The organism is Streptomyces sp. H51 (assembly GCF_035656535.1).
GTDB lineage: Bacteria > Actinomycetota > Actinomycetes > Streptomycetales > Streptomycetaceae > Streptomyces.
Genome location: NZ_JAYMHD010000089.1, coordinates 36,180 through 58,565, shown reverse-complemented (window position 1 = coordinate 58,565; position 22,386 = coordinate 36,180). Strand labels below are relative to the sequence as shown.

Genomic DNA, 22,386 nt, shown 5'->3' with positions numbered 1-22,386 from the left:
CCGATCGCCCGGTGTGCGAGCTGTGTCGGGTACGCCTACCGTGGCACGCATGGGCGAAGCGGTGGAACTCGAAGCGGGCGGGCGTACCGTACGGCTGTCCAGCCCGGACAAGGTCTTCTTTCCCGAGCGCGGCTTCACCAAGCTGGACCTCGCCCGGTACTACCTCGCCGTCGGGCCCGGCATCCTGCGTGCCCTGCGCGACCGGCCCACCACCCTGGAGCGCTACCCGGAGGGCGTCACGGGCGAGTCCTTCTTCCAGAAGCGCGCCCCCAAGAACATGCCGGACTGGATCCCGACCGCCCACATCACCTTCCCCAGCGGGCGCAGCGCCGACGAGATGTGCCCCACCGAGGAGGCCGCCGTCCTGTGGGCCGCGCAGTACGGCACGCTCACCTTCCACCCCTGGCCGGTGCGCCGCGACGACGTCGACCGCCCCGACGAACTGCGCATCGACCTCGACCCGCAGCCCGGCACCGACTACGCGGACGCCGTCCGCGCCGCCCACGAACTGCGCGCCGTGCTCGACGAGTTCGGCGGCCTGCGCGGCTGGCCCAAGACCTCCGGCGGCCGCGGGCTGCACGTCTTCGTGCCGATCGAGCCGCGCTGGACCTTCACCCAGGTGCGGCGCGCCGCCATCGCCGTGGGCCGCGAACTGGAGCGCCGGATGCCGGACCACGTGACCATCCGCTGGTGGAAGGAGGAGCGCGGCCGGCGCGTCTTCGTCGACTACAACCAGACCGCCCGCGACCGCACCGTCGCCTCCGCCTACTCCGTACGGCCCCGCCCGCACGCCCCCGTCTCGGCGCCGTTGCGCTGGCAGGAGGTGGGCGACGCCGACCCGCGGGACCTCGACCTCGCCACCATGCCCGCCCGTTACGCCGAACTCGGCGACGTGCACGCCGACATGGACGACCACCGCTACTCCCTGGACGCCCTGCTCGAACTCGCCCGCCGCGACGAACACGACCACGGGCTCGGTGATCTGCCGTACCCGCCGGAGCACCCGAAGATGCCGGGCGAGCCCCGGCGGGTGCAGCCGAGCCGCGCGCGCGGAGCGGTCCCTCCCGGGGACTCCACGACCCCCTGATGCACGAACTTCGTCCGTATTGCGGATAAAACGCCGAATGATCGGGAAATGTTCCACAGATTCACCACACACTTCCCGCATTTCCCATCCATACACTCCGCAAGAGGGCCGGGGGTTCCCGCATGGACAGACGCGCTTTCAACCGACGGGTACTGATCGGCGGCGCGGCCGCCGCGACATCGTTGTCCCTGGCTCCGGAGGAGGTGTACGCCGACGGGGACGTGCACGCCGACGGAACCCCGCACCCCGACGGGGACCTACGCGCCGGCGGGGACGTACGCCCGAACGGGGCCGTGCGGACCGCGCCGGCCGGCGGGCGGGTCAGGCACCTCAGGGTCTACGCCGAGGAACTCGGCCGCGGGCGGCTGGGCTACGGCCTGAAGCGGGGAGAGGCGACGATCCCCGGCCCGCTGATCGAACTCGTCGAGGGCGACACGCTGCGCATCGAGTTCGTGAACACCACTGACGTCCCGGCCAGCATGCACGTCCACGGCCTGGACTACGACGCCGCCAGCGACGGAACACTCCTGAACCACAGTGCGGTCGAACCCGGCGGCAGCCGCACCTACACCTGGCGCACGCACACCCCCGGACGCCGCGCGGACGGCACCTGGCGGGAGGGCAGCGCCGGCTACTGGCACTACCACGACCACGTCATCGGCTCGGATCACGGCACGGCCGGCATCCGCAGGGGCCTGTACGGTCCGGTCGTCGTCCGCCGGAAGGGCGACGTCCTCCCGGACCGGACGCACACGATCGTCTTCAACGACATGACCGTCAACAACAGAAGGCCGGGGCCCGACTTCGAGGCGACCGTGGGCGACCGGGTCGAGTTCGTGATGATCACGCACGGCAACCTCTACCACACGTTCCACCTGCACGGGCACCGCTGGGTCGACAACCGCACCGGCATGCTGACCGGCCCGGACGACCAGGCGCGGGTCATCGACAACAGGATCGTGGGCCCAGCCGACTCCTTCGGCTTCCAGGTGATCGCGGGGGAGGGCGTCGGGCCGGGGGCGTGGATGTACCACTGCCATGTCCAGAAGCACGCCGACATGGGCATGATGGGCCTGTTCCTGGTCCGGCGGCCGGACGGGACGATCCCCGGTCACGAGGGCCACGAGCACTGACGGATCATGGGCGGGTGAGGCTTCTGCTGACCCGCAGCGACCTCCAGTCCGTGCTCGACGTCGACGAGTGCCTGTCCGCCCTGCGCGCCGGGTTCCGTACGGCGCACACCGTGCCGGTCCCCGGACAGCGGATCCGCACCGACCTGCCGTTCCCGGGGACGGCCACGGCGCTGATCCCCGGGGTGCTGCCCGGCGTCGAGGCGTACACCGTGAAGGTCAACGCCAAGTTCCCGGGTGCCCGGCCCGCGCTGCGCGGCGTGATCTGCCTGCACAGCGGCAGGGACGGAGAACTGCTCGCGCTGCTGGACTCCGCGACGGTCACCGCCTGGCGGACCGGGCTGGCGGCGGCGCTGGGCACGCACACCCTCGCCCGGCCGGGCGGGGCGGTGGGGGTGATCGGCGCGGGCGCGCAGGCCGAACTGATGGTGCGCGGCCTGCGCGCGCTGCGGGACCTCGGCGCCCTCGTCGTCCATGACACGGACAGCGCACGTGCCGCCGCGTTCGCCGCGCGGCACGGCGGCCGTGTGGTGGGCGGTGCGCCCGAGGTGGCCGCGGCCGCCGACGTCGTGCTGCTGGCGACCTGGGCGCGGGAACCGTTGCTGCGGCTGGCGGACACCCGGGAAGGGCAGCACCTCACCAGCCTGGGCGCCGACGAGCCCGGCAAGCGGGAACTGGCGGCCGACCTGCTGGAGAACGCCCTGCTCGTCGTCGACGACCGCGAACTCGCCGCGCGTACCGGCGCCCTGGCCGCGGCCGGACTGCCGGCCGCGGCCGCCGACGCGACCCTGGGCGAGGTGCTGCGGGGCGAGCGTCCTGGGCGGACCCGCGACGAGGCCCGCACCGTGTACGCGCCGGTGGGGCTTCCCTGGCAGGACCTGGCGCTCGCCTGGGCGGCGTACCGCGCGGCGGGGCGGGACGGCCGGGGGCAGCGGGCCGATCTGCCGGCATGACCCGGCCGGCCTCCCGGCACGCCACGGCGGGCGGACACCGCGCGCGGTCGGCGGAGAAAGCGCTCCCACCACGCCGCCCGTCCGGAGCTATCCTGATCCGCACCCGCCGATGAGGAGCCCGGAAGTGACCGACACAGCGCCACGTCCCACGCTGGAGGCCGTGGCCGCCCGGGCCGGCGTGTCCCGGGCCACCGTCTCCCGAGTGGTGAACGGCGGCGACGGAGTCCGGCAGAAGCTCGTCGAGCGGGTCCGCACGGCCGTCGAGGAACTCGGCTACGTCCCCAACCAGGCCGCGCGCAGCCTGGTCACCCGGCGGCACGACGCCATCGCCGTCGTCATCGCCGAACCGGAGACCCGCGTCTTCGCCGACCCCTTCTTCGCCCTGCAACTGCGCGGCATCAGCAAGGAACTGACGGCCCACGACAACCAGCTGGTGCTGCTGCTCACCGAGGGCCGCGACGACCACGCCCGGGTCGGCCGCTATCTCGCGGGCGGCCACGTCGACGGCGCGCTCGTCTTCTCGCTGCACCTCGACGACCCGCTGCCCGGCCTGATCCGGCGCGCCGGCGTCCCCACCGTGTTCGGCGGACGCCCCGGCTGGAAGGACGGCGCCGGCCGCGACGACGCGGAGGGTGCGGAGAGCGCGGAGAGCGCGGAGAGCGCGGAGGGTGCGGAGGACGTGGAGTGCGTGGAGTACGTCGACAGCGACAATCGCGGCGGCGCCCGTGAGGCCGTACGCCATCTCGTCGGCCTCGGCCGCACCCGGGTCGCGCACATCACCGGCCCCCTCGACCAGACCTCCGCGGCGGACCGGCTCGCGGGATACCGGGACGTCATGGGCGCCGCCGACCCGCGGCTGGTCGTGGAGGGCGACTTCACCCCGGCCGGCGGTGAGCGCGCGATGCGCCGGCTCCTCGACCGCTGCCCCGACGTGGACGCCGTCTTCGCCGCCAACGACCTCAGCGCGGCCGGCGCCCTGCGCGTGCTGCGCGAGCGCGGCCGGAGGGTGCCCGACGAGGTGGCCGTGGTCGGCTTCGACGACATGCTGCCCGTCGCCGAGCAGACGGACCCTCCGCTGACCACGGTCCGTCAGGACATAGAGGGCCTGGGCCGGCTGATGGCCAGGAAGCTGTTGGGCCGCCTCGGCCGGCGGGACGCCGCCCAGAACGCGGGGGCCGCACCGGCCGACGTGGTCCTGCCGACGACGCTGGTCCGGCGCGCCTCCGCCTGAGACCGCCGGCCCGCACCCCGCACCCCGGACGCACGGCGGCGCCTTCAGGTCTGCGGCGGCGCGCTCCTGATCACCGCGAACGGGGCGCCGTAGGGGTCGGCGAGCTTGGCGCAGCGGCCCACGCCCTCGATGTCCGCGGCGGGTGCCCGGACCGTGCCGCCCAACTCCCGCGCCCCGGCGACCGCCGCGTCGGTGTCCGCGACCTCGAAGTACGGCAGCCAGTGCGCGGTGTCCTCCGACGGGTCGTCGGCCAGCGGGACGACGCCGCCGAACACGGCGTCCTCACCGGCCCCGGCGGGGTTGAGGCAGGTGTAGTCGGTGGTGGAGGGGAAGGGCGCCGCCGAGGTCTCCAGGCCGAGCGTGGCGTGGTAGAAAGCGGCGGCCGCGGCGACGTCCGGGGTGTACAGCTCCACCCAGGACAGCGAGCCGGCCTCGCCCACCATGTCGAGGCCCTTGGTCTCGCCGGGCTGCCAGACGCCGAACGGGACGCCCGCCGCGTCGGCGAGGACGGCCATGCGGCCCTGCCCCAGCACGTCCACCGGCTGTGCGAGCACCCTGCCGTGCGCCTGCTCGGCCGCCTTCGCGGTGGCCTCCGCGTCCGGGCTCCGGAAGTACACCCTCCAGGAGGGCGGACCCTGCTCGGCGGTGACCTGCATGCCGCCCGCCACGGTCCTCCCGTCCAGCTGGAAGAAGCCGTACCCGCCGGCCTCGGGGCCCGCCGGACGGAACCGCCAGCCGAAGAGACCGCCGTAGAAGGAGACGGCGCCGTCGATGTCGCAGGTGCTGATGTCGAGCCAGTTCGGAGCGCCGGTGACGAAACGGGTGGTGAGCATCTGTGCTCCTCCTCGGGAGGGTCCCGCCGGTGTGTTGTGCCGAGTCTGACACCGGGCACCGACAACCGCCGCCGGGGCGCCGCGGGCGGAGCGGGGCCGCCTCGGTCACCGTGGGTCACCGCGGCGTCCCTCCGGGTTTCCGCCGCCTTCCGCGCGCCGCCGTGCACCACCGCGTCGGCGCGCGCCACCATAGGGTGGCCGGAGGCCACGCGGCACGGCGTTGATCGGGCGTTGATCGAACGTTTTTCGGCACGCGGCACGATCACGCCCATGCACATCGACACGATCACCCCGGCCGACCTCGCCTGGCAGGCCCAGGCGCTGTGCGCGCAGACCGGGGCGGACTTCTTCTTTCCCGAGCCGGGCAGCTCGGTGCGTGAGGCGAAGCGCATCTGCGGCATGTGCGAGATGCGGCCCGCCTGCCTGGAGTACGCGCTGCGGAACGACGAGCGCTTCGGCGTCTGGGGCGGCCTCTCCGAAACGGAACGCCTGGAACTCAGACGCGCACCCCGCCAAGGCGCCGCCGCCCGCTGAGCGCCCACGGGTACGGGTTCCCGTCTCGGGGACCATGGTCGCCGGGCCGACGGCCCCGGCCGGCGCGTCGCAGCCCGCGAGACGCGATCGGGGCTGCGGTGCCGGGCTGTTTCCGGCCACGGCGGGCGGGCCGCGGCCCGCGCCGGGGGCTTCCCACAAGGGTGGCGCAACCGCGCCGGGGCGGGGGCTTCCGGCACGGGGACATGCCCCCGTGCCGGTGGCCGGGGCGCCCGTACGGGTGGTTCCCGTGCCGGTGGCCGGGGTGCCCCCGCCCGAGTAGTTCGCGGCCGGGGCGCCCGTGCGGTGGGGGTCAGGCGTTGGCGCGGGCTGCCATCCGGGCCTTGCGGGCGGCGAGCTTCTCGTCGAACTTCAGGGCTTCCGCGTCCAGGCCGCCCATGAACATGCCGAGCTCCTCCTGGGCCTGGCGTCCCTCGGGGCCGAGGCCGTCGATCTCCAGGATCTTCAGGAACCGCAGCACGGGCTGGAGGACGTCGTCGTGGTGGATGCGCAGGTTGTAGACCTCGCCGATGGCCATCTGCGCGGCGGCCCGCTCGAAGCCGGGGATGCCGTGGCCGGGCATCCGGAAGTTCACGACGACGTCCCGCACGGCCTGCATGGTCAGGTCGGGGGCGAGTTCGAACGCGGCCTTCAGCAGGTTGCGGTAGAAGACCATGTGCAGGTTCTCGTCGGTCGCGATGCGGGCCAGCATCCGGTCGCAGACGGGGTCGCCCGACTGGTGGCCGGTGTTGCGGTGCGAGATGCGCGTCGCCAGCTCCTGGAAGGCCACGTAGGCGATCGAGTGCAGCATCGAGTGGCGGTTGTCCGACTCGAAGCCCTCGCTCATGTGGGACATCCGGAACTGCTCCAGCTTGTCCGGGTCCACCGCCCGCGAGGTGAGCAGGTAGTCCCGCATGACGATGCCGTGCCGGCCCTCCTCGGCGGTCCAGCGGTGCACCCAGGTGCCCCAGGCGCCGTCGCGGCCGAAGAGGGAGGCGATCTCGTGGTGGTAGCTGGGGAGGTTGTCCTCCGTCAGCAGATTGACGACCAGCGCGATGCGCCCGATCTCGGTGACCTTGGACTGCTCCTTGTCCCAGGCCTCGCCGTCCTCGAAGAGGCCGGGGAAGTTCCGGCCGTCCGACCACGGCACGTACTCGTGCGGCATCCAGTCCTTGGCGACCTTCAGGTGCCGGTTCAGCTCCTGTTCGACCACTTCCTCCAGTGCGTGCAGCAGCCGGGCGTCGGTCCAGGCAGGGCTGCCGAGGTGAGGGGAAGTGATCGTCATGGAAACTCCAGGGGGACGTGCGACGGGGGACGGACCGGCGAGCGGCGCAGGAACCTACGGAATCGTAGGCTACGAAGCCGTAGGTTACGAAACCGTAGGTTAAGCGCGCTGTAAAGACACCTGATCAGCCCAGCCGGGGCCGCACCTGTCAGGCGTACAGTTCCCGGAGCCGCACCGAGAGACAGGTCACACAGCCCTCGAGCTTCTCGAACTCGCTGATGTCCACCGGCACCGGCTCGTGGCCGAGGTCGGCGAGCAGTTCCGCCGTCTTCGGCGCGCTCGCCGCCATCAGCAGCTTGCCGCCGCCCAGCAGCACGACGTGCGAGCCGGACTCCTCGGGCACCGACAGGAAGCGCGGGAACAGCGAGGGCCGGTCCACCTTCGGGATGTGCCCGATGACGGTCCCGTCCGGCAGCGCCGTGACCGACGACTTCAGGTGCAGCACCTTGCTCACCGGCACCGCCACGACCCGCGCGCCGAGCGGCTCGAAGGCGGCCCGCAGCTGCTGGACGCCGGCCGCGTTGGTACGCCCGCCCCGGCCGACGTAGATCGTGTCGCCGACCTTCAGCACGTCGCCGCCGTCCAGCGTGCCCGGGTCCCAGATCCAGTTCACCGAGCAGCCGAGGCGGGCCACGGCCTCCTCCACCCCGGCGGTCTCCGCCCGCCGGGACTCCGCGCCGGACCGCGCGATCAGCGCGACGTTCCTGTACATCACCACCGTGTCCTCGACGAACACCGAGTCGGGGCAGTCCTCGGCCGGGTCCACCTCGATCGTCTCCCAGCCGTGCTCGCGGAGCGCCGCCGCGTACTCCTCCCACTGCCGCACCGCGAGATCGACGTCGATCTTCTCCCGCTCGATGTGCGTCACCAGACCCTCGGCGAGGCGCGGGCCGGGTCGGCGGATGAGAGCCTTCTTGCTGGGCACGTCCGGGTCTCCGTGGTCGGCGGTGGATGGCGGTCGATGACGGTGTCCGCGATGCGACACCCGTTCGCCATCATGCAGCCCCTTCCCGCCAGGGCAAAACCCCCGTGGCCGGGTCGTGCCCCTCCCGGGACCCGCCGCCGAGGGCCTGTCCCAGCTGCTCGGGGCCGGTCTCCCGCAGCTCGCCGTCCAGCAGCAGCCAGCGGGTGACCCCGATCGACTCCAGGAACGGCAGGTCGTGGCTCGCGACGATCAGCGCTCCCTCGTACGACTCCAGGGCCGAGGTCAGCTGCCGCACGCTCGCCATGTCGAGGTTGTTCGTCGGCTCGTCCAGCATCAGCAGCTGCGGCGCCGGCTCGGCCAGCATCAGCGCCGCCAGCGTGGCCCGGAAGCGCTCGCCGCCGGAGAGCGTCGCCGCCTTGCGGTCGGCGCGCGCGCCCCGGAACAGGAAGCGGGCCAGGCGGGCGCGGATCCGGTTCCGGGTGGCGTCCGGCGCGAACCGGGCGACGTTCTCGGCGACCGACAGCTCGCCGTCGAGCACGTCGAGCCGTTGCGGCAGGAACCGCAGCGGCACGTGCGCCCGTACCTCCCCGGACACCGGGGACAGTTCCCCGGCGACCGTGCGCAGCAGCGTCGTCTTGCCCGCGCCGTTGCGCCCGATCAGCGCCACCCGCTCCGGGCCGTGCAGATCGAGGCCGCCGGCCACGCAGGCGCCGTGGGCGAGCCGCACGTCCCGCAGGGTGAGGACGCTGCGGCCCGGCGGAACGGCCGTGTACGGCAGGTCGACGCGGATCTCCTCGTCGTCCCGTACGGCCTCCGCCGCTTCGTCCAGCCGCTCCCTGGCCTCGGCCAGCCGCTCCTCCTGCACGATGCGGTGCTTGCCGGCGGACTCCTGCGCCGCGCGCTTGCGGGCGCCCATGACGATCTTCGGCTCGCGCTTGTTGTCCCACATCTTCTGCCCGTAACGCTTGCGGCGGGCCAGCTTGACGTGCGCGTCGGCCAGTTCGCGTCTCTGCTTGCGGACATCGGCCTCGGCGGCGCGCACGACGCGCTCGGCCGCCTCCTGTTCGGCGGCGAGCGCCTCCTCGTAGGCGGAGAAGTTGCCGCCGTACCGGGTGACCTCCCCGGCGTGCAGGTCGGCGATCTGGTCGACCAGGTCCAGCAGTTCGCGGTCGTGGCTGACCACGATCAGCACGCCGGGCCAGGACCGGACGGCCGCGTACAGCCGCCGGCGCGCGTACAGGTCCAGGTTGTTCGTCGGTTCGTCCAGCAGCAGCACGTCCGGCCGGCGCAGCAACAGCGCCGCCAGCCGCAGCAGTACCGACTCGCCGCCCGACAGCTCCCCGACCGTGCGGTCCAACCCGACGTGCGCGAGGCCGAGTTCACCGAGGGTGGCGAGCGCGCGCTCCTCCACGTCCCAGTCGTCGCCGAGCGCCTCGAAGTGCTCCTCGGCCGCGTCGCCCGCCTCGATGGCGTGCAGCGCGGCGCGCCGCGCGGAGACGCCGAGGGCCTCGTCGACGCGCAGCCGGGTGTCGAGCGTGACGTTCTGCGGGAGGTGGCCGACCTCTCCCGCCACCCGCACGGTGCCGTCGGCCGGGACGAGCCGCCCGGCGATCAGCTTCAACAGGGTCGATTTCCCGGAGCCGTTGACGCCGACCAGCCCGGTGCGGCCGGGGCCGAAGGTGACGTCGAGGCCGTCGAAGACGGGGGTGCCGTCGGGCCAGGTGAAGGACAGGGACGTACAGGTGACGGAAGCAGACATACGGGCCTCGCGGTTGCGTGGTGCGGTCAGGGGCAGACGCGTATCGAGACACCGGCGACCGACGGCGGGAGGGGAGCGCACCGGGGCACGGAAAGGGGCCCTGCTCCGTCAGGACGGCTCATCGCCGAGGTCGCACGCTGCGCACACACCTCGATCAGGTGTGTGACGCGGTGTCCCGGGACCTCAGACGAGCAACGTCCTTCTCCGATCGACGACAACAGAACCGTCATGCACGGTAGGAGCGGGCCTCGGACGGTGTCAAAGCAATTTCGCGGTCCCCGCCCCGCCCCCGACCCCACCCGCCCCCGCCGCATCCCACCCGCGTCAAGGAGACCTCGTGCCCCACGGTTCGCTCACCCTGCCCGCCCGGCTCCACCTGCTGGCCTGGGACACCGCCACCGGCGAGGCCGCCGGCGCCGCCCCGCTGGTCCGGGCGGGCGCCCTCACCGAACTGGCCCAGCGCGGCCTGCTGCTCGACGACGACGGCATCGCCACCCCGGCCGACCTGGACGCCCTCACCGGCGACCCCGTCCTGGACGGGCTGCTGGAACTGGTCCGGGAGTCCCGCCCCCACCGGTGGCGCGACTGGGTGACGCTGCACGCGCGCGTGACCGCGGACGCCGTACGGCAGCAGCTGACCGCCGACGGGTACCTGGGGACCGAACGCAGACGGGTGCTCGGCGTCTTCCCGGCCGCCGACCACGTCCTGCGGCGCGCCGACGTCGTGGAGGCCCTGCGGGAGGAGGCCCGCCGGACCCTCGCCGGGCCGCTCACGGCGGTGTCCGCGCGGGAGGCGGCCGCCACCGCCCTCGCGGTCGCGGCCGCGCTGCCCACGCCGGTGGCCCCGGTCGGCGGGGACGGGCACGCGGAGAGCTGCCGGAGGCGCGTCGATGAGCTGGCGGAGCGCAGCGGCGTGGCGGGGATCGTGCGGGAGCTGTGCGCGGCGCTGCGCACCACGGCCGTCGCGGCGGCGGGGCGCTGACGGCCCACGCACCCGTCGGATTCCCGCCGGCCGCCCTCGTGCCGCGCGGCCGGTGCCCGCCGAACGCCCCCACCGGGAACGGAGGCTCTGGCGGAGGCGGAAGAGGTGCTCCGACGCCGGGTGATCGTGCGGGCGGTGGTGTCAGCCGAGGTGCCGGGCGAAGAACCGCAGCGTGCTGTCCGTCTCGGACGCCGGGACCTCACCGTGCCTGCCGGGGTCGGCGTGCAGCGTCGACTCTCTGCCACTCCGGCACGATCTGGCGGACCACGAGCGCCCGGAAGCCGGCGATCAGAGGGGACGATCGGGGGGCGGGTTCCGTCGGCATCTCTCGGAGTCCACAGCATGCCAGGGACGTCGCCGACGAAGAAGAGCTGTTCGAGGACGCCGTGGGACGACGTCCCGGAAGCGAAGCGCACGGCTTTCCGGGCCTTTCCGCATGCCTGCCGCGGGCGCTTTCCAGCGCGACGCGCCGCCCGTCACCGGGGTGAGCCGGCCAGGTCGCCAGGTGGTCACACGGGATGGGTCGTACGGCAGTTCGGCTGGAGCGGTTCAGAAGCCACGCCGCCGACGTCGCCGGCGACCGGACCCGTACCGGGGCCCGCGCATCGAGAACGGCAACCCTCGGCTCATCGAGGCGTCCGGCATGCTCAGCCTGCGTCGCTTCGAGCGGGCCGCCCACCTCTTCGCCGTCGAGCTCCGGCGCCGGCGCCGGCCCGCCGTCCCGGCGGACGGCGACTCCCGGGCCCGCTTCGCGGTTCGGCAGGCCACAGCCCCGGCCGGGGTCGGCCGGCTCGACGACGCCTGCCCGATCGTCGAGGCCACGCTGCCCGTGATCAAGCGCATCGACTCGGCCACCGTCCGCGCGGAGCCGGGCCGTTTCGTGGAACGGGCCCGGACCCGGAACGCCGGCCCGGGCCGACTCGCCCTGACCGACGCGTCGGCCGCCCTCACGACCGGCTGACAGCCGCGATCGGCCCGGCCGTACGGACAGCTCGTCGACGGGCCGCTGAAGGTGATGGCGGGTCCCCGGCGCACCCTCCCGGTCGCCGAGCGGGCCGAGCGGGCCGAGCGGGCCGAGCGGGCCGAGCGGGCCGCTCGGGGCGCCGCCCGCCTGAGCGCCGGTCGTGCAGGCGGCGCGTCAGTAGGCGTCGCGTATCAGCTCGGCCAGGTCGTGGTCGAGGTCCAGCTGCAGGTGCTCCAGGCCCACCGGCACCAGCTCGCCGGTGGCCCGCAGGAAGCGGCGCACGTCGGCCGAGTGCACGTGCACCACGGCGGTGCCCTCGGGAGCGCGGAACTCCAGGACGGTGCGGTCGAACCCGTACGGGCGCACCCGCACGTCGCCCTGTCCCTCCGGGCCCTCGAGACCGGCCGTGAGGAGCTCGCGCGAGAAGGTCCAGCAGACCTCCACACCCTCCAGCGTGGCCGGGGCCGGGAAGGTCATGCAGACCGCGAACGGGTCGCCGCGGTCGTACCGCAGCACGGCGGGGATGCTCGGCATACGCGGCGCCGCGGCGACGAGGCGGGCCTCCACGGGCTGCTCGATGACGGTGGTCAACGCCTTGCTCCCTTGTGACGGCGAAACGAACTTCGGGGGTCGGACGAGGCCGGGCACTGAGAGAGACGACGGAATGGTCCATTCAGTGCGCACGGGAAGCTAGTGACCTCTGTCACCGCCTTCATGCACGGAAGTGACCCGGCCCACCGTCCGGGCGCCGGCGTGCGAAGGCGCCCGCCGAGGCCGGTGGAGTGACGGCGCCCCCGATCGTGAGGCATCGGCCGCGACCTGGGTACCCGGTGGCTCCCGGCGAAAGGAGTGACCTGACATGCCGAGCGGTTCGAGTCCCAAGCGGGAACGTCAGTACGAGCACATCAAGAAGAGCGCCGAGGACCGCGGCGAGAGCACCGGGCGCGCCGAGGAGATCGCGGCCCGGACGGTCAACAAGGAGCGGGCGCGCTCCGGCGAGTCCAAGACGGCCAGTCGCACCTCGACCCAGGACAAGTCCTCCGGTCAGCGGGGCGGCCAACGGTCGGGCAAGGGATCGCAGGGGCCGACCTACGACCAGTTGTACGAGGAGGCCAAGCGCCGTGGCGTCCACGGACGTTCCGACATGAACAAGAGCCAGCTGCAGCGCGCCCTCGAAGACAAGGGCTGACCCGCGGTCCGGCTCAGACGGGCGGCTGCCGGTACTGTTCCAGCGCCGGCGCCGTCCGGGCGGCGACGAACTCCGTGATGCGGTACTCGCACACCCCGGCGGTGACGAAGGGGTCACCCGCGGCGATCTCCTCGGCGTGCGCGCGATCGTCGGCGACGGCGAGGACGACTCCGCCCTCGCGTGGCCTCTTGGCGCCCGCGGCGAGGAAGACACCCTTCGCGAAGTGCACGTCGAGCCAGGCCCGGTGCGCTTCCAGCTCCGCGTCGACGGCCTCCAGCGGGGCGGTGTGGATCAGCTCCATCACGAACATGATCAGGAGCCTACGCGCTCGGTGCGCCGCCCCGTAGGCTCGTGCGCGTCATGACGGTGAGCATCCCCGCGGGCTGGCCCGCGACAGAGGCTGAGGCACGTGCGGTCCAGGACGAGCTGCGGACCCGCGTGGTCCTCGGCGAGCCCGGCCCCCCGCCCGGAACGGGCCTGGTCACCGGCGTCGACGTGGCCTACGACGACGAACGGGACGTCGTAGCGGCGGCGGCCGTCACCCTGGACGCGGCGACCCTGGAAGTCGTCGCCGAGGCCACCGCCGTGGGGCGGATCTCCTTCCCGTACGTCCCCGGCCTGCTCGCCTTCCGCGAGATCCCCACGGTCCTGGCCGCCCTCGACGCGCTGCCCCGCGAGCCCGGCCTGGTCGTCTGCGACGGTTACGGCCTCGCCCACCCGCGCCGCTTCGGCCTCGCCAGCCACCTCGGCGTCCTGACGGGTCTGCCCACCGTCGGCGTCGCCAAGAACCCGTTCGCCTTCACCTACGACGAGCCGGGCGCACGTCGCGCGGACGCCTCCCCGCTGCTCGACGGCAGCGAGGAGGTCGGCCGCGCCCTGCGCACCCGGCACGCCGTCAAGCCGGTCTTCGTCTCCGTCGGCCACCGCACGAGCCTGGACAACGCCTGCGCCCACACCCTGGCCCTGACCCCGCGCTACCGCCTGCCGGAGACGACCCGCAGGGCGGACGCGCTGTGCCGGAGGGCACTGCGGGAGGCCGCGCCGCCGGAACCGCCGGTCACCGACCGCGCGCCGACGGACCCGTCCCGGTCCTGGGGGCGCACCCTGTTCGAGCGCCGGCCCGACCCGGTGGCCTGGGCGGGCCGGGTGCTCGAGGCGGCGGCGCGCGGGACGGGCCCGGCGCCAGGGGTGGCGGCCGCCCTGGAGCTCGCCGGTGACCGGGACCGGTGGAGCCGGGGACGCGAGGTGTTCGAGCTGGTCCGGGACGATTCCCTCGCCGCCGCGGAGCGGCTCACCGACGAACAGCGCCTCCTGTCGCGCCTCGCGGAACTGGTCGCGAAGGTCGCCCACAACGCGGCCGGTCCCCCTCCGTACTTCGACCACCACGCGGGATGGCAGATCGGCCCCCTCGCCTGGCGGCTCGCCACCGCCACGGACGACCCGGCCGTACGGGCCCGGATCTCGGACGCGCTCGGCGAGACGCCGCCGGTCTGAGCACCGCGTGCCGCGGTGGATCACGCATGCCGCGGCTGTACGCGCGCCGCGGCTGAGTACGCGTGCCGGGTCGTACGCGTGCCGGGTCTGAGCAGCCGTACGGATGCGGCGCGTACGGATGTGGCGCGGCCGGCCCGGGCGGCAGGCTGCGGGGCAAGACCACGCACCGCGCCCGGCTCGGGCGGCAGGCTGCGGGGCAAGACCACGCACCGCGCCCCCGAGCCGCTGTCCGGCCCCGGCTGCCCCGTCGAACGTGCCATGACGGCACCCTGATCGCCGCCGTGACGGCGGGACCGGGCTGGGCACCCGGGATGATCTGCACCGTCGCGGGCTGGACGCCGTAGCCGCCCGCCACTTCCGGCGGCCCCACGAAGACGGCTCCCCGGCGTTCCCCTGCCGGCTCCCGGGCTCGCCGCCCGCGGCGGCCACCGGCTTGCGGTCGCCGGTGGTTCACCGGTTCGCAGCCGCCGGAAGCTCGCTGGTCGGCAGCGGCGGGGGCTTACGCGCCCGGGGCGCGGGTGTCCACCGGCTCGCAGCCCCCCGGTGAGCCACCGTCGCCGGTGGCTCACCGGCCCACCGTCCCGCCGGGCCTCACACAGCTTGCGGCCCCCGAGCCTCACCGGCCCGCCCGCCTCCGGAACCTCACCAGTCCCGCCCCCGGAACCTCACTCACCCGTCCCGCGGCCCCCGGTTCACCGGCTCGCCGCCACCCGGAAGACGATTCCCGCCTTGCGCAGCCGCTCGGTGAGGGCGTCGCCCATGGCGACCGCAGTGGTGACCTGGCCGGCCGTCGCCGGGAGGTCGTCGAGGGCCAGCGACAGCGCCGACTCGGCGAACATCTTGGCCGTCTCGTCGTACCCGGGGTCGCCGCCCGAGACCTCCGTGAACACGCGTCGGCCGCCGCCCTCGCCGACGAACCGGACGCGGAACCAGCTCGCGGCCCGCTTCTGCTCGCTCGGTCCGTCACCGGGCTTGAGCCGGTCCGACAGCCGGCGCCGGACGGGCGGCAGCTGGGCCGCCGCGACGAGCCCGCCCACGGCCGCGACCCCGCCCAGCGCCACGGGAAGCCGCCGTACGGCCGCGTAGTGCCGGTAGCGGAAGTCGGGGCCGTAGCGCTCCAGGGCGCGCGCGGACCGGCGGATGATCTGCGGGTCGATGGTCGGCAGCGGCAGCGCCCAGGCGCCGACCTCCTTGGCGAACCGGGGGGCGCCCGGCGAGGTGATCGCCCGGCGGCCCACCAGGCGGGGCTCGTGGTGCCGACGGTCGCGTTCGGCGGCCAGCATCGGCCGCACCCGCGCGAACTGGTTGAGCGCCGAGGCGAACGTGCCGCCGGAGAAGGCGGCGTCCGCGGTCACGAACCCCTCGACGGACAGCGGCACGCCCTCCGGCAGCTGCTGGACGGTGAAGTACACGCCGAGATCGTGCGGCACGGAGTCGAACCCGCAGGCGTGCACCAGCCGTGCCCCGGTCTCCCGGGCGCGTGCGTCGTGGCGCACGTAGACCCGGTCCACGAACTCGGGCTCGCCGGTGAGGTCGAGACAGTCCGTTCCGGCGTCGGCGCACGCGGCGACGAGTTCCTCCCCGTACGTCACGTACGGTCCCACGGTGGTCGCCACCACCCGCGCCTGCCCGGCGAGCGCGCGCAGCGAGTCGGGGTCGGACACGTCCGCCCGCAGCACGCCGACCGGATTCCCCGTCGGCAGCCGGTCCCGCAGCCGTCGCAGTTTGAGGTCGCTGCGGCCGGCGATGGCCCAGCGCAGCCCCTCGGGGGCGTGCGCGGCCAGGTACTCCGCGGTGAGCGCCCCGACGAAACCCGTCGCTCCGAAGAGCACGATGTCGTACGGGCGGTCGGTCCGGTCCGCCCGGTTCAGCCTGTTCATGACACCCCTCGGATCCGCAGTGCGCGCCGTCGTCGGCCGCTGAGGCTAGCGTGAGCGGCAGGGGCCTGGCGAGTAATTGTCTAAGCGCTTGCTCGTCCAGGTCTTGTGCGGAGTGCGACGCCTTCATAGCATCACTGGTGTTACATCGTTTGTGTCACACAGGCCGGGGTCGCGATACGGCGGCCGCCGGAGTCACAGCGCAGGGGGCCGGATGACAGCGGCAGGAACGCCCGGGCGAGGCCCGCTCACCGGCGTACGCGTCGTGGAGCTGGCCGGCATCGGGCCCGGCCCGTTCGCCGCCATGCTGCTGGCCGACCTCGGCGCCGACGTCGTCCGGGTGGACCGCCCCGGCGGCGCCGCGCTCGGCATCGACCCGGCCCGCGACGTGACCAACCGCAACAAGCGCTCGGTGATCGTCGACCTGAAGTCCGCGGACGGCGCCGCCCGCGTCCTCGACCTCGCCGCCCGCGCCGACATCCTGATCGAGGGCTTCCGGCCCGGCGTCGCCGAGCGCCTCGGCGTCGGCCCCGACGCCTGCCACGCCCGCAACCCGAAGCTGGTCTACGGCCGCATGACCGGCTGGGGCCAGGACGGGCCGCTCGCCGACCGCGCGGGGCACGACATCGCCTACATCGCCGTCACCGGCACCCTCGGCCTGACCGGCGCCCCCGACACACCCCCGGCCGCCCCCGCCAACCTGCTCGGCGACTACGCGGGCGGCTCGCTCTACCTCGTCGTCGGCGTTCTCGCCGCGCTGCACCACGCCCGCGCGACGGGCACCGGCCAGGTCGTCGACGCCGCCATCGTCGACGGCGCCGCCCACCTCTCCGCGATGATCCACGGCATGCTCGCCGCGGGCGCCTGGCAGGACCGGCGCGGCGCCAACCTCCTCGACGGCGGCTGCCCCTACTACGGCACCTACGAGACGGCCGACGGGAAGTACATGGCGGTCGGCGCCCTGGAGCCGCAGTTCTACGAGCTGTTCACGGCCCTCCTCGGCCTGCCGGACCAGGCGGACGCCCGTACGGACGTCACTCGCTGGGGCGCCCTGCGCGAGGCGGTCGCCGCCCGCTTCAGGTCCCGCACCCAGGACGAGTGGACGGCCCGTTTCGACGGCACCGACGCGTGCGTCGCCCCGGTGCTGTCCCTGACCGAGGCCCCGCACCACCCCCACCTGGCCGCCCGATCCACCTTCACCGACCACGGCGGCATCACCCAGCCCGCACCCGCGCCCCGGTTCTCCGCGACCCCCGCCTCGGTACGCCGCCCGCCCGCGCTGCCCGGCGCCGACACCGCGGACGTGGCGCGCGACTGGGACGTACCCGACCTGGCGTCCGACCACCCGACGAAGGACCTCGCATGAAGCGGCAGATCTTCGCCCCCGAGCACGACGCGTTCCGCGAGACCGTGCGCGCCTTCCTCGCCAAGGAGGTGCTGCCGCACTACGAACAGTGGGAGAAGGACGGCATCGTCTCCCGCGACGCCTGGCTGGCGGCCGGCAGACAGGGGCTGCTCGGGCTCGCCGTGCCCGAGGAGTACGGCGGTGGCGGCACCGACGACTTCCGCTACAGCGCCGTCCTGGCCGAGGAGTTCACCCGCGCGGGCACCCCCGGACTCGCCCTCGGCCTGCACAACGACATCATCGGCCCGTACCTGACCGGCCTGGCCACCGAGGAGCAGAAGCGCCGCTGGCTGCCCGGCTTCTGCGACGGCTCGCTGATCACCGCCATCGCCATGACCGAGCCCGGCGCCGGGTCCGACCTCCAGGGCATCCGGACCCACGCCGAGGACCGCGGCGACCACTGGCTGCTCAACGGCTCCAAGACCTTCATCTCCAACGGCATCCTCGCCGACCTGGTGATCGTCGTCGCCCGCACCACCCCCGAGGGCGGCGCGCACGGACTGTCGCTGCTGGTCGTCGAGCGCGGCACGGACGGCTTCGAACGCGGCCGCAACCTCGACAAGATCGGGCAGAAGGCGCAGGACACGGCCGAGCTGTTCTTCCGCGACGTGCGGGTGCCCAAGGAGAACCTGCTCGGCGAGCTCAACGGCGCCTTCGGGCACCTGATGACGAACCTCGCCCAGGAGCGGCTGAGCATCGCCGTCGCCGCGATCGCCGCCGCCGAGCACCTGCTGGAGATCACCGTCCGGTACGTCAAGGAGCGCGAGGCCTTCGGCCGGCCGCTGGCCACCAAGCAGCACATACGCTTCGAGGCCGCCGAGATGGCCACCGAGTGCGCCGTCACCCGCGCGTTCCTCGACCGCTGCGTCGAGGAGCACACCGGCGGCGGACTCGACGCCGTGCACGCCTCCATGGCCAAGTGGTGGGCCACCGAGCTGCAGAAGCGCGTCGCCGACCGCTGCCTGCAACTGCACGGCGGCTACGGCTACATGACCGAGTACCCGGTCGCCAGGGCATTCACCGACGGCCGCATCCAGACCATCTACGGCGGGACCACCGAGATCATGAAAGAGATCATCGGCCGTTCCCTGCTCGCCTGACCCTCATCGAAAGGCTTTCCCGTGAGCACCGAAGCGTACGTGTACGACGCGATCCGCACCCCGCGCGGCCGCGGCAAGGCGAACGGCGCCCTGCACGGCACCAAGCCCGTCGACCTCGTCGTCGGGCTCATCCACGAGATCCGCGACCGGTTCCCCGGCCTCGACCCGGCGGCGATCGACGACATCGTCCTCGGTGTGGTCAGCCCGCTGGGCGACCAGGGCTCCGTCCTCCCGCGGATCGCCGCCATCGCCGCGGGACTGCCGGACACCGTCGCCGGCGTGCAGGAGAACCGCTTCTGCGCGTCCGGCCTGGAGGCGGTCAACATGGCCGCCGCCAAGGTCCGCTCCGGCTTCGAGGACCTCGTCCTGGCGGGCGGCGTCGAGTCCATGTCCCGGGTGCCGATGGGTTCCGACGGCGGCGCCTGGTTCAACGACCCGATGACCAACATCGCCACCGACTTCGTGCCGCAGGGCATCGGCGCCGACCTGATCGCCACCATCGAGGGCTTCACCCGCCGGGACGTCGACGAGTACGCGGCGCTGTCGCAGGAGCGGGCGGCCACGGCGTGGAAGGAGGGCCGCTTCGACCGGTCCGTCGTCCCGGTGAAGGACCGCAGCGGCCTGGTCGTCCTCGACCACGACGAGCACCCGCGCCCCGGCACCACCGCCGACTCCCTGGCCGGGCTCAAGCCCTCCTTCGCGGACATCGGCGAACTCGGCGGCTTCGACGCCGTCGCGCTGCAGAAGTACCACTGGGTCGAGAAGATCGACCACGTCCACCACGCGGGCAACTCCTCCGGCATCGTCGACGGCGCCTCGCTGGTCGCGATCGGCTCCAAGGAGGTGGGGGAGCGCTACGGCCTCACCCCGCGCGCCCGGATCGTGGCCGCCGCCGTCTCCGGTTCCGAGCCCACCATCATGCTCACCGGCCCGGCGCCCGCCACCCGCAAGGCCCTCGCCAAGGCCGGGCTGACCATCGACGACATCGACCTCGTCGAGATCAACGAGGCATTCGCCGCGGTCGTCCTGCGCTTCGTGAAGGACATGGGCCTGTCCCTGGACAAGGTCAACGTCAACGGCGGCGCGATCGCGCTCGGCCACCCCCTCGGCGCGACCGGCGCGATGATCCTCGGCACGCTCGTCGACGAACTGGAGCGCCAGGACAAGCGCTACGGCCTCGCCACGCTGTGCGTGGGCGGCGGCATGGGCATCGCGACGATCGTCGAGCGCATCTGAATACCGGCGAACCGCACGCGACTTCTACGGAGACCCCCTCATGACCGAGAGCACCACCATCCGCTGGGAACAGGACGACACCGGCGTCGTCACCCTCGTCCTGGACGACCCCGACCAGTCCGCGAACACCATGAACCAGGCGTTCCGGGATTCCCTCGCCGCGGTCACCGACCGCCTGGAGGCGGAGCAGGACGCCATCCGCGGCGTGATCGTCACCTCCGCCAAGAAGACCTTCTTCGCGGGCGGCGACCTGCGCGACCTGATCCGGGTCACCCCGGACACCGCGCAGGAGCTGTTCGACGGCGGCATGGCCATCAAGCGCAACCTGCGCCGCATCGAGACCCTCGGCAAGCCGGTCGTCGCGGCGATCAACGGCGCGGCCCTGGGCGGCGGTTACGAGATCGCCCTGGCCTGCCACCACCGCGTCGCCCTGGACGCCCCCGGCTCGAAGATCGGGCTCCCCGAGGTCACCCTCGGCCTGCTCCCCGGCGGCGGTGGCGTGGTCCGCACCGTACGCCTGCTCGGCATCACCGACGCGCTGCTGAAGGTGCTGCTGCAGGGCACCCAGTACGACCCGCGGCGCGCGCTGGACAACGGCCTGGTCGACGAGGTCGCCGCGACCCCGGACGAACTCCTCGCCAAGGCCCGCGCGTTCATCGACGCCCACCCCGAGTCGCAGCAGCCCTGGGACCGGCCCGGCTACCGCATCCCCGGCGGCACGCCCGCCAACCCCAAGTTCGCCGCCAACCTGCCCGCCTTCCCGGCCAACCTGCGCAAGCAGACCGCCGGCGCCCCCTACCCGGCCCCGCGCAACATCCTCGCCGCGGCGGTCGAGGGCTCCCAGGTCGACTTCGAGACCGCCCAGGCCGTCGAGGCCCGCTACTTCGTGGAGCTGGCCGCCGGGCAGACCTCGAAGAACATGATCCAGGCGTTCTTCTTCGACCTCCAGGCCGTCAACTCCGGCGCCAACCGCCCGAAGGGCGTCGAGCCCCGCCGGGTCCGCAAGGTCGCCGTGCTCGGCGCGGGCATGATGGGCGCGGGCATCGCCTACTCGTGCGCCCGCGCGGGCATCGAGGTCGTCCTGAAGGACGTCTCCGCCGAAGCTGCCGCCAAGGGCAAGGGCTACTCCGAGAAGCTGTGCGCCAAGGCCGTCTCGCGCGGCCGTACCACCCAGGAGAAGGCGGACGCGCTGCTCGCCCGCATCACCCCCACCGCCGACCCGCAGGACCTGGCGGGCTGCGACGCGGTCATCGAGGCCGTCTTCGAGGACCCGGCGCTCAAGCACAAGGTGTTCCAGGAGATCCAGCACATCGTCGAGCCGGACGCGCTGCTGTGCTCCAACACCTCCACCCTGCCGATCACCGCGCTCGCCGAAGGCGTCGAACGGCAGGCCGACTTCATCGGACTGCACTTCTTCTCGCCCGTCGACAAGATGCCCCTGGTCGAGATCATCAAGGGCGAGCGCACCGGCGAGGAGGCGCTGGCGCGCGCCTTCGACCTGGTCCGGCAGATCAAGAAGACGCCGATCGTGGTCAACGACTCGCGCGGCTTCTTCACCTCACGGGTCATCGGCCACTTCATCAACGAGGGCGTCGCGATGGTCGGCGAGGGCATCGAGCCCGCGTCGGTCGAGCAGGCGGCGGCGCAGGCCGGCTACCCCGCGAAGGTCCTGTCGCTGATGGACGACCTGACGCTCACCCTCCCGCGCAAGATCCGGGGCGAGTCGAAGCGGGCCGTCGAGGAGGCGGGCGGCACCTGGCCCACGCACCCCGCCGAGGCCGTCATCGACCGCATGGTCGACGAGTTCGGCCGCCCCGGCCGCAGCGGCGGCGCCGGCTTCTACGAGTACGGGGAGGACGGCAAGCGCCTGCGCCTGTGGCCGGGGCTGCGCGAACACTTCACCGAGCCCGGCCACCGGATCCCCTTCGAGGACATGCAGGAACGCATGCTGTTCTCCGAGGCGCTCGACACCGTCCGGCTGCTGGAGGAGGGCGTCCTGACCTCCGTCGCCGACGCCAACATCGGCTCGATCTTCGGCATCGGCTTCCCCGGCTGGACCGGCGGCGTGCTGCAGTACATCAACGGCTACGACGGCGGCGCCGGGGCAGGCGTCGGCCTGCCCGGCTTCGTCGCCCGCGCCCGCGAGCTCGCCGAGCGCTACGGCGACCGGTTCACCCCGCCGGCGCTGCTGGTGGAGAAGGCGGAGAAGGGGGAGACCTTCACCGACGCGCGCTGACCCCGGCCCGCGGTCACCGCGGCCGTCCCACGCCCCCGCCCCCGCCGGCCCGGACCTCCGGTGCGGCGGGGGCGTGCCGTGCGCCGGGCGGGGCGGGCAGGGCCGGTCGGCCCCTGGCGAAGCGCGGGCGGCGCGTCCACCCTGAGGATGCGGGAACCCGTCGAATCCG

At 73.6% G+C, this 22,386-nt stretch carries 19 protein-coding genes and 1 pseudogene; 13 read left to right on the top strand and 7 right to left on the bottom strand.

What is annotated here, in order from left to right; genetic code table 11:
• The first annotated feature begins 49 nt into the window (after positions 1–49).
• The 4 genes from ligD (at position 50) to VKA29_RS36200 (ending at position 4,401) form a co-directional block, all read left to right on the top strand.
• Positions 50–1,087, top strand: coding sequence for a non-homologous end-joining DNA ligase (ligD, locus tag VKA29_RS36215; RefSeq protein WP_324790326.1), 1,038 nt, complete (start codon positions 50–52; stop codon positions 1,085–1,087).
• 122 nt (positions 1,088–1,209) lie between these two features.
• Positions 1,210–2,220, top strand: a complete 1,011-nt coding sequence (locus VKA29_RS36210; protein WP_324790325.1) for a multicopper oxidase domain-containing protein — start codon at positions 1,210–1,212, stop codon at positions 2,218–2,220.
• A 14-nt stretch (positions 2,221–2,234) separates the two neighbouring features.
• Positions 2,235–3,170, top strand: coding sequence for an ornithine cyclodeaminase family protein (locus VKA29_RS36205; protein WP_324790324.1), 936 nt, complete (start codon positions 2,235–2,237; stop codon positions 3,168–3,170).
• A gap of 124 nt (positions 3,171–3,294) precedes the next feature.
• Positions 3,295–4,401: a LacI family DNA-binding transcriptional regulator gene (locus tag VKA29_RS36200; RefSeq protein WP_324790323.1), complete on the top strand. Its 1,107-nt coding sequence runs from the start codon at positions 3,295–3,297 to the stop codon at positions 4,399–4,401.
• Between the two features lie 44 nt (positions 4,402–4,445).
• Here the strand turns inward: VKA29_RS36200 and VKA29_RS36195 are convergent, their stop codons facing one another.
• A complete protein-coding gene (locus tag VKA29_RS36195; protein ID WP_324790322.1) occupies positions 4,446–5,234 on the bottom strand; it encodes a VOC family protein in 789 nt (262 codons plus the stop codon).
• 270 nt (positions 5,235–5,504) lie between these two features.
• Between VKA29_RS36195 and VKA29_RS36190 the strand changes: the two genes are divergently transcribed.
• Positions 5,505–5,768: a WhiB family transcriptional regulator gene (locus VKA29_RS36190; RefSeq protein ID WP_324790321.1), complete on the top strand. Its 264-nt coding sequence runs from the start codon at positions 5,505–5,507 to the stop codon at positions 5,766–5,768.
• Between the two features lie 310 nt (positions 5,769–6,078).
• Here the strand turns inward: VKA29_RS36190 and VKA29_RS36185 are convergent, their stop codons facing one another.
• The 3 genes from VKA29_RS36185 to VKA29_RS36175 form a co-directional block, all read right to left on the bottom strand.
• Positions 6,079–7,050 carry an acyl-ACP desaturase gene (locus tag VKA29_RS36185; protein ID WP_324790320.1) on the bottom strand — a complete coding sequence of 324 codons (972 nt, stop codon included), beginning with the start codon at positions 7,048–7,050 and terminating at the stop codon, positions 6,079–6,081.
• 148 nt (positions 7,051–7,198) lie between these two features.
• Positions 7,199–7,975: a dimethylargininase gene (ddaH, locus tag VKA29_RS36180; protein WP_324790319.1), complete on the bottom strand. Its 777-nt coding sequence runs from the start codon at positions 7,973–7,975 to the stop codon at positions 7,199–7,201.
• Between the two features lie 70 nt (positions 7,976–8,045).
• Positions 8,046–9,734: an ABC-F family ATP-binding cassette domain-containing protein gene (locus VKA29_RS36175; protein WP_324790318.1), complete on the bottom strand. Its 1,689-nt coding sequence runs from the start codon at positions 9,732–9,734 to the stop codon at positions 8,046–8,048.
• 337 nt (positions 9,735–10,071) lie between these two features.
• Here VKA29_RS36175 and VKA29_RS36170 point away from each other — a divergent pair, with 337 nt between their 5' ends.
• A complete protein-coding gene (locus VKA29_RS36170; protein ID WP_324790317.1) occupies positions 10,072–10,716 on the top strand; it encodes a GOLPH3/VPS74 family protein in 645 nt (214 codons plus the stop codon).
• Between the two features lie 643 nt (positions 10,717–11,359).
• Positions 11,360–11,677, top strand: coding sequence for a hypothetical protein (locus VKA29_RS36165; protein ID WP_324790316.1), 318 nt, complete (start codon positions 11,360–11,362; stop codon positions 11,675–11,677).
• Between the two features lie 177 nt (positions 11,678–11,854).
• On the opposite strand, the gene VKA29_RS36160 is transcribed toward VKA29_RS36165, so the two are convergent.
• Positions 11,855–12,271, bottom strand: coding sequence for an SsgA family sporulation/cell division regulator (locus VKA29_RS36160; protein WP_324790315.1), 417 nt, complete (start codon positions 12,269–12,271; stop codon positions 11,855–11,857).
• A gap of 268 nt (positions 12,272–12,539) precedes the next feature.
• Between VKA29_RS36160 and VKA29_RS36155 the strand changes: the two genes are divergently transcribed.
• Complete coding sequence (locus VKA29_RS36155; protein ID WP_324790314.1) at positions 12,540–12,869, top strand: plasmid stabilization protein; 330 nt, start codon at positions 12,540–12,542, stop codon at positions 12,867–12,869.
• 13 nt (positions 12,870–12,882) lie between these two features.
• On the opposite strand, the gene VKA29_RS36150 is transcribed toward VKA29_RS36155, so the two are convergent.
• Complete coding sequence (locus VKA29_RS36150; RefSeq protein WP_324790313.1) at positions 12,883–13,179, bottom strand: YciI family protein; 297 nt, start codon at positions 13,177–13,179, stop codon at positions 12,883–12,885.
• 50 nt (positions 13,180–13,229) lie between these two features.
• Between VKA29_RS36150 and VKA29_RS36145 the strand changes: the two are divergent.
• Positions 13,230–13,907, top strand: a pseudogene (locus VKA29_RS36145) (endonuclease V); the annotation flags it as partial.
• Positions 13,908–15,055: 1,148 nt separating this feature from the next.
• Here the strand turns inward: VKA29_RS36145 and VKA29_RS36140 are convergent.
• On the bottom strand, positions 15,056–16,234 hold the full coding sequence (locus VKA29_RS36140) for a saccharopine dehydrogenase family protein (RefSeq protein WP_324790378.1): 1,179 nt from the start codon (positions 16,232–16,234) through the stop codon (positions 15,056–15,058).
• Positions 16,235–16,454: 220 nt separating this feature from the next.
• Here VKA29_RS36140 and VKA29_RS36135 point away from each other — a divergent pair, with 220 nt between their 5' ends.
• From VKA29_RS36135 to VKA29_RS36120, 4 genes are read left to right on the top strand one after another with little or no spacing between them, the layout of a single operon-like run.
• Positions 16,455–17,606: a CaiB/BaiF CoA-transferase family protein gene (locus VKA29_RS36135; protein ID WP_324790312.1), complete on the top strand. Its 1,152-nt coding sequence runs from the start codon at positions 16,455–16,457 to the stop codon at positions 17,604–17,606.
• A complete protein-coding gene (locus tag VKA29_RS36130; RefSeq protein ID WP_324790311.1) occupies positions 17,603–18,745 on the top strand; it encodes an acyl-CoA dehydrogenase family protein in 1,143 nt (380 codons plus the stop codon). The genes VKA29_RS36135 and VKA29_RS36130 overlap by 4 nt, the downstream gene beginning before the upstream one ends.
• Before the next feature lie 21 nt (positions 18,746–18,766).
• The gene (locus tag VKA29_RS36125) at positions 18,767–19,981 is read left to right on the top strand and encodes an acetyl-CoA C-acetyltransferase (RefSeq protein WP_324790310.1); all 1,215 of its coding nucleotides are present in this window, start codon (positions 18,767–18,769) and stop codon (positions 19,979–19,981) included.
• Positions 19,982–20,021: 40 nt separating this feature from the next.
• The gene (locus VKA29_RS36120) at positions 20,022–22,217 is read left to right on the top strand and encodes a 3-hydroxyacyl-CoA dehydrogenase NAD-binding domain-containing protein (protein WP_324790309.1); all 2,196 of its coding nucleotides are present in this window, start codon (positions 20,022–20,024) and stop codon (positions 22,215–22,217) included.
• Positions 22,218–22,386: the final 169 nt, after the last annotated feature.

What these genes read in the sequence shown, in the direction of transcription:
- VKA29_RS36185 (WP_324790320.1), bottom strand. Translation starts at nt 7,050, where the DNA reads ATGACGATCACTTCCCCTCACCTCGGCAGCCCTGCCTGGACCGACGCC.
- ligD (WP_324790326.1), top strand. Translation starts at nt 50, where the DNA reads ATGGGCGAAGCGGTGGAACTCGAAGCGGGCGGGCGTACCGTACGGCTG.
- VKA29_RS36165 (WP_324790316.1), top strand. Translation starts at nt 11,360, where the DNA reads ATGCTCAGCCTGCGTCGCTTCGAGCGGGCCGCCCACCTCTTCGCCGTC.
- VKA29_RS36150 (WP_324790313.1), bottom strand. Translation starts at nt 13,179, where the DNA reads ATGTTCGTGATGGAGCTGATCCACACCGCCCCGCTGGAGGCCGTCGAC.
- VKA29_RS36190 (WP_324790321.1), top strand. Translation starts at nt 5,505, where the DNA reads ATGCACATCGACACGATCACCCCGGCCGACCTCGCCTGGCAGGCCCAG.
- VKA29_RS36210 (WP_324790325.1), top strand. Translation starts at nt 1,210, where the DNA reads ATGGACAGACGCGCTTTCAACCGACGGGTACTGATCGGCGGCGCGGCC.
- VKA29_RS36175 (WP_324790318.1), bottom strand. Translation starts at nt 9,734, where the DNA reads ATGTCTGCTTCCGTCACCTGTACGTCCCTGTCCTTCACCTGGCCCGAC.
- VKA29_RS36120 (WP_324790309.1), top strand. Translation starts at nt 20,022, where the DNA reads ATGACCGAGAGCACCACCATCCGCTGGGAACAGGACGACACCGGCGTC.
- VKA29_RS36130 (WP_324790311.1), top strand. Translation starts at nt 17,603, where the DNA reads ATGAAGCGGCAGATCTTCGCCCCCGAGCACGACGCGTTCCGCGAGACC.
- VKA29_RS36195 (WP_324790322.1), bottom strand. Translation starts at nt 5,234, where the DNA reads ATGCTCACCACCCGTTTCGTCACCGGCGCTCCGAACTGGCTCGACATC.
- VKA29_RS36135 (WP_324790312.1), top strand. Translation starts at nt 16,455, where the DNA reads ATGACAGCGGCAGGAACGCCCGGGCGAGGCCCGCTCACCGGCGTACGC.
- VKA29_RS36155 (WP_324790314.1), top strand. Translation starts at nt 12,540, where the DNA reads ATGCCGAGCGGTTCGAGTCCCAAGCGGGAACGTCAGTACGAGCACATC.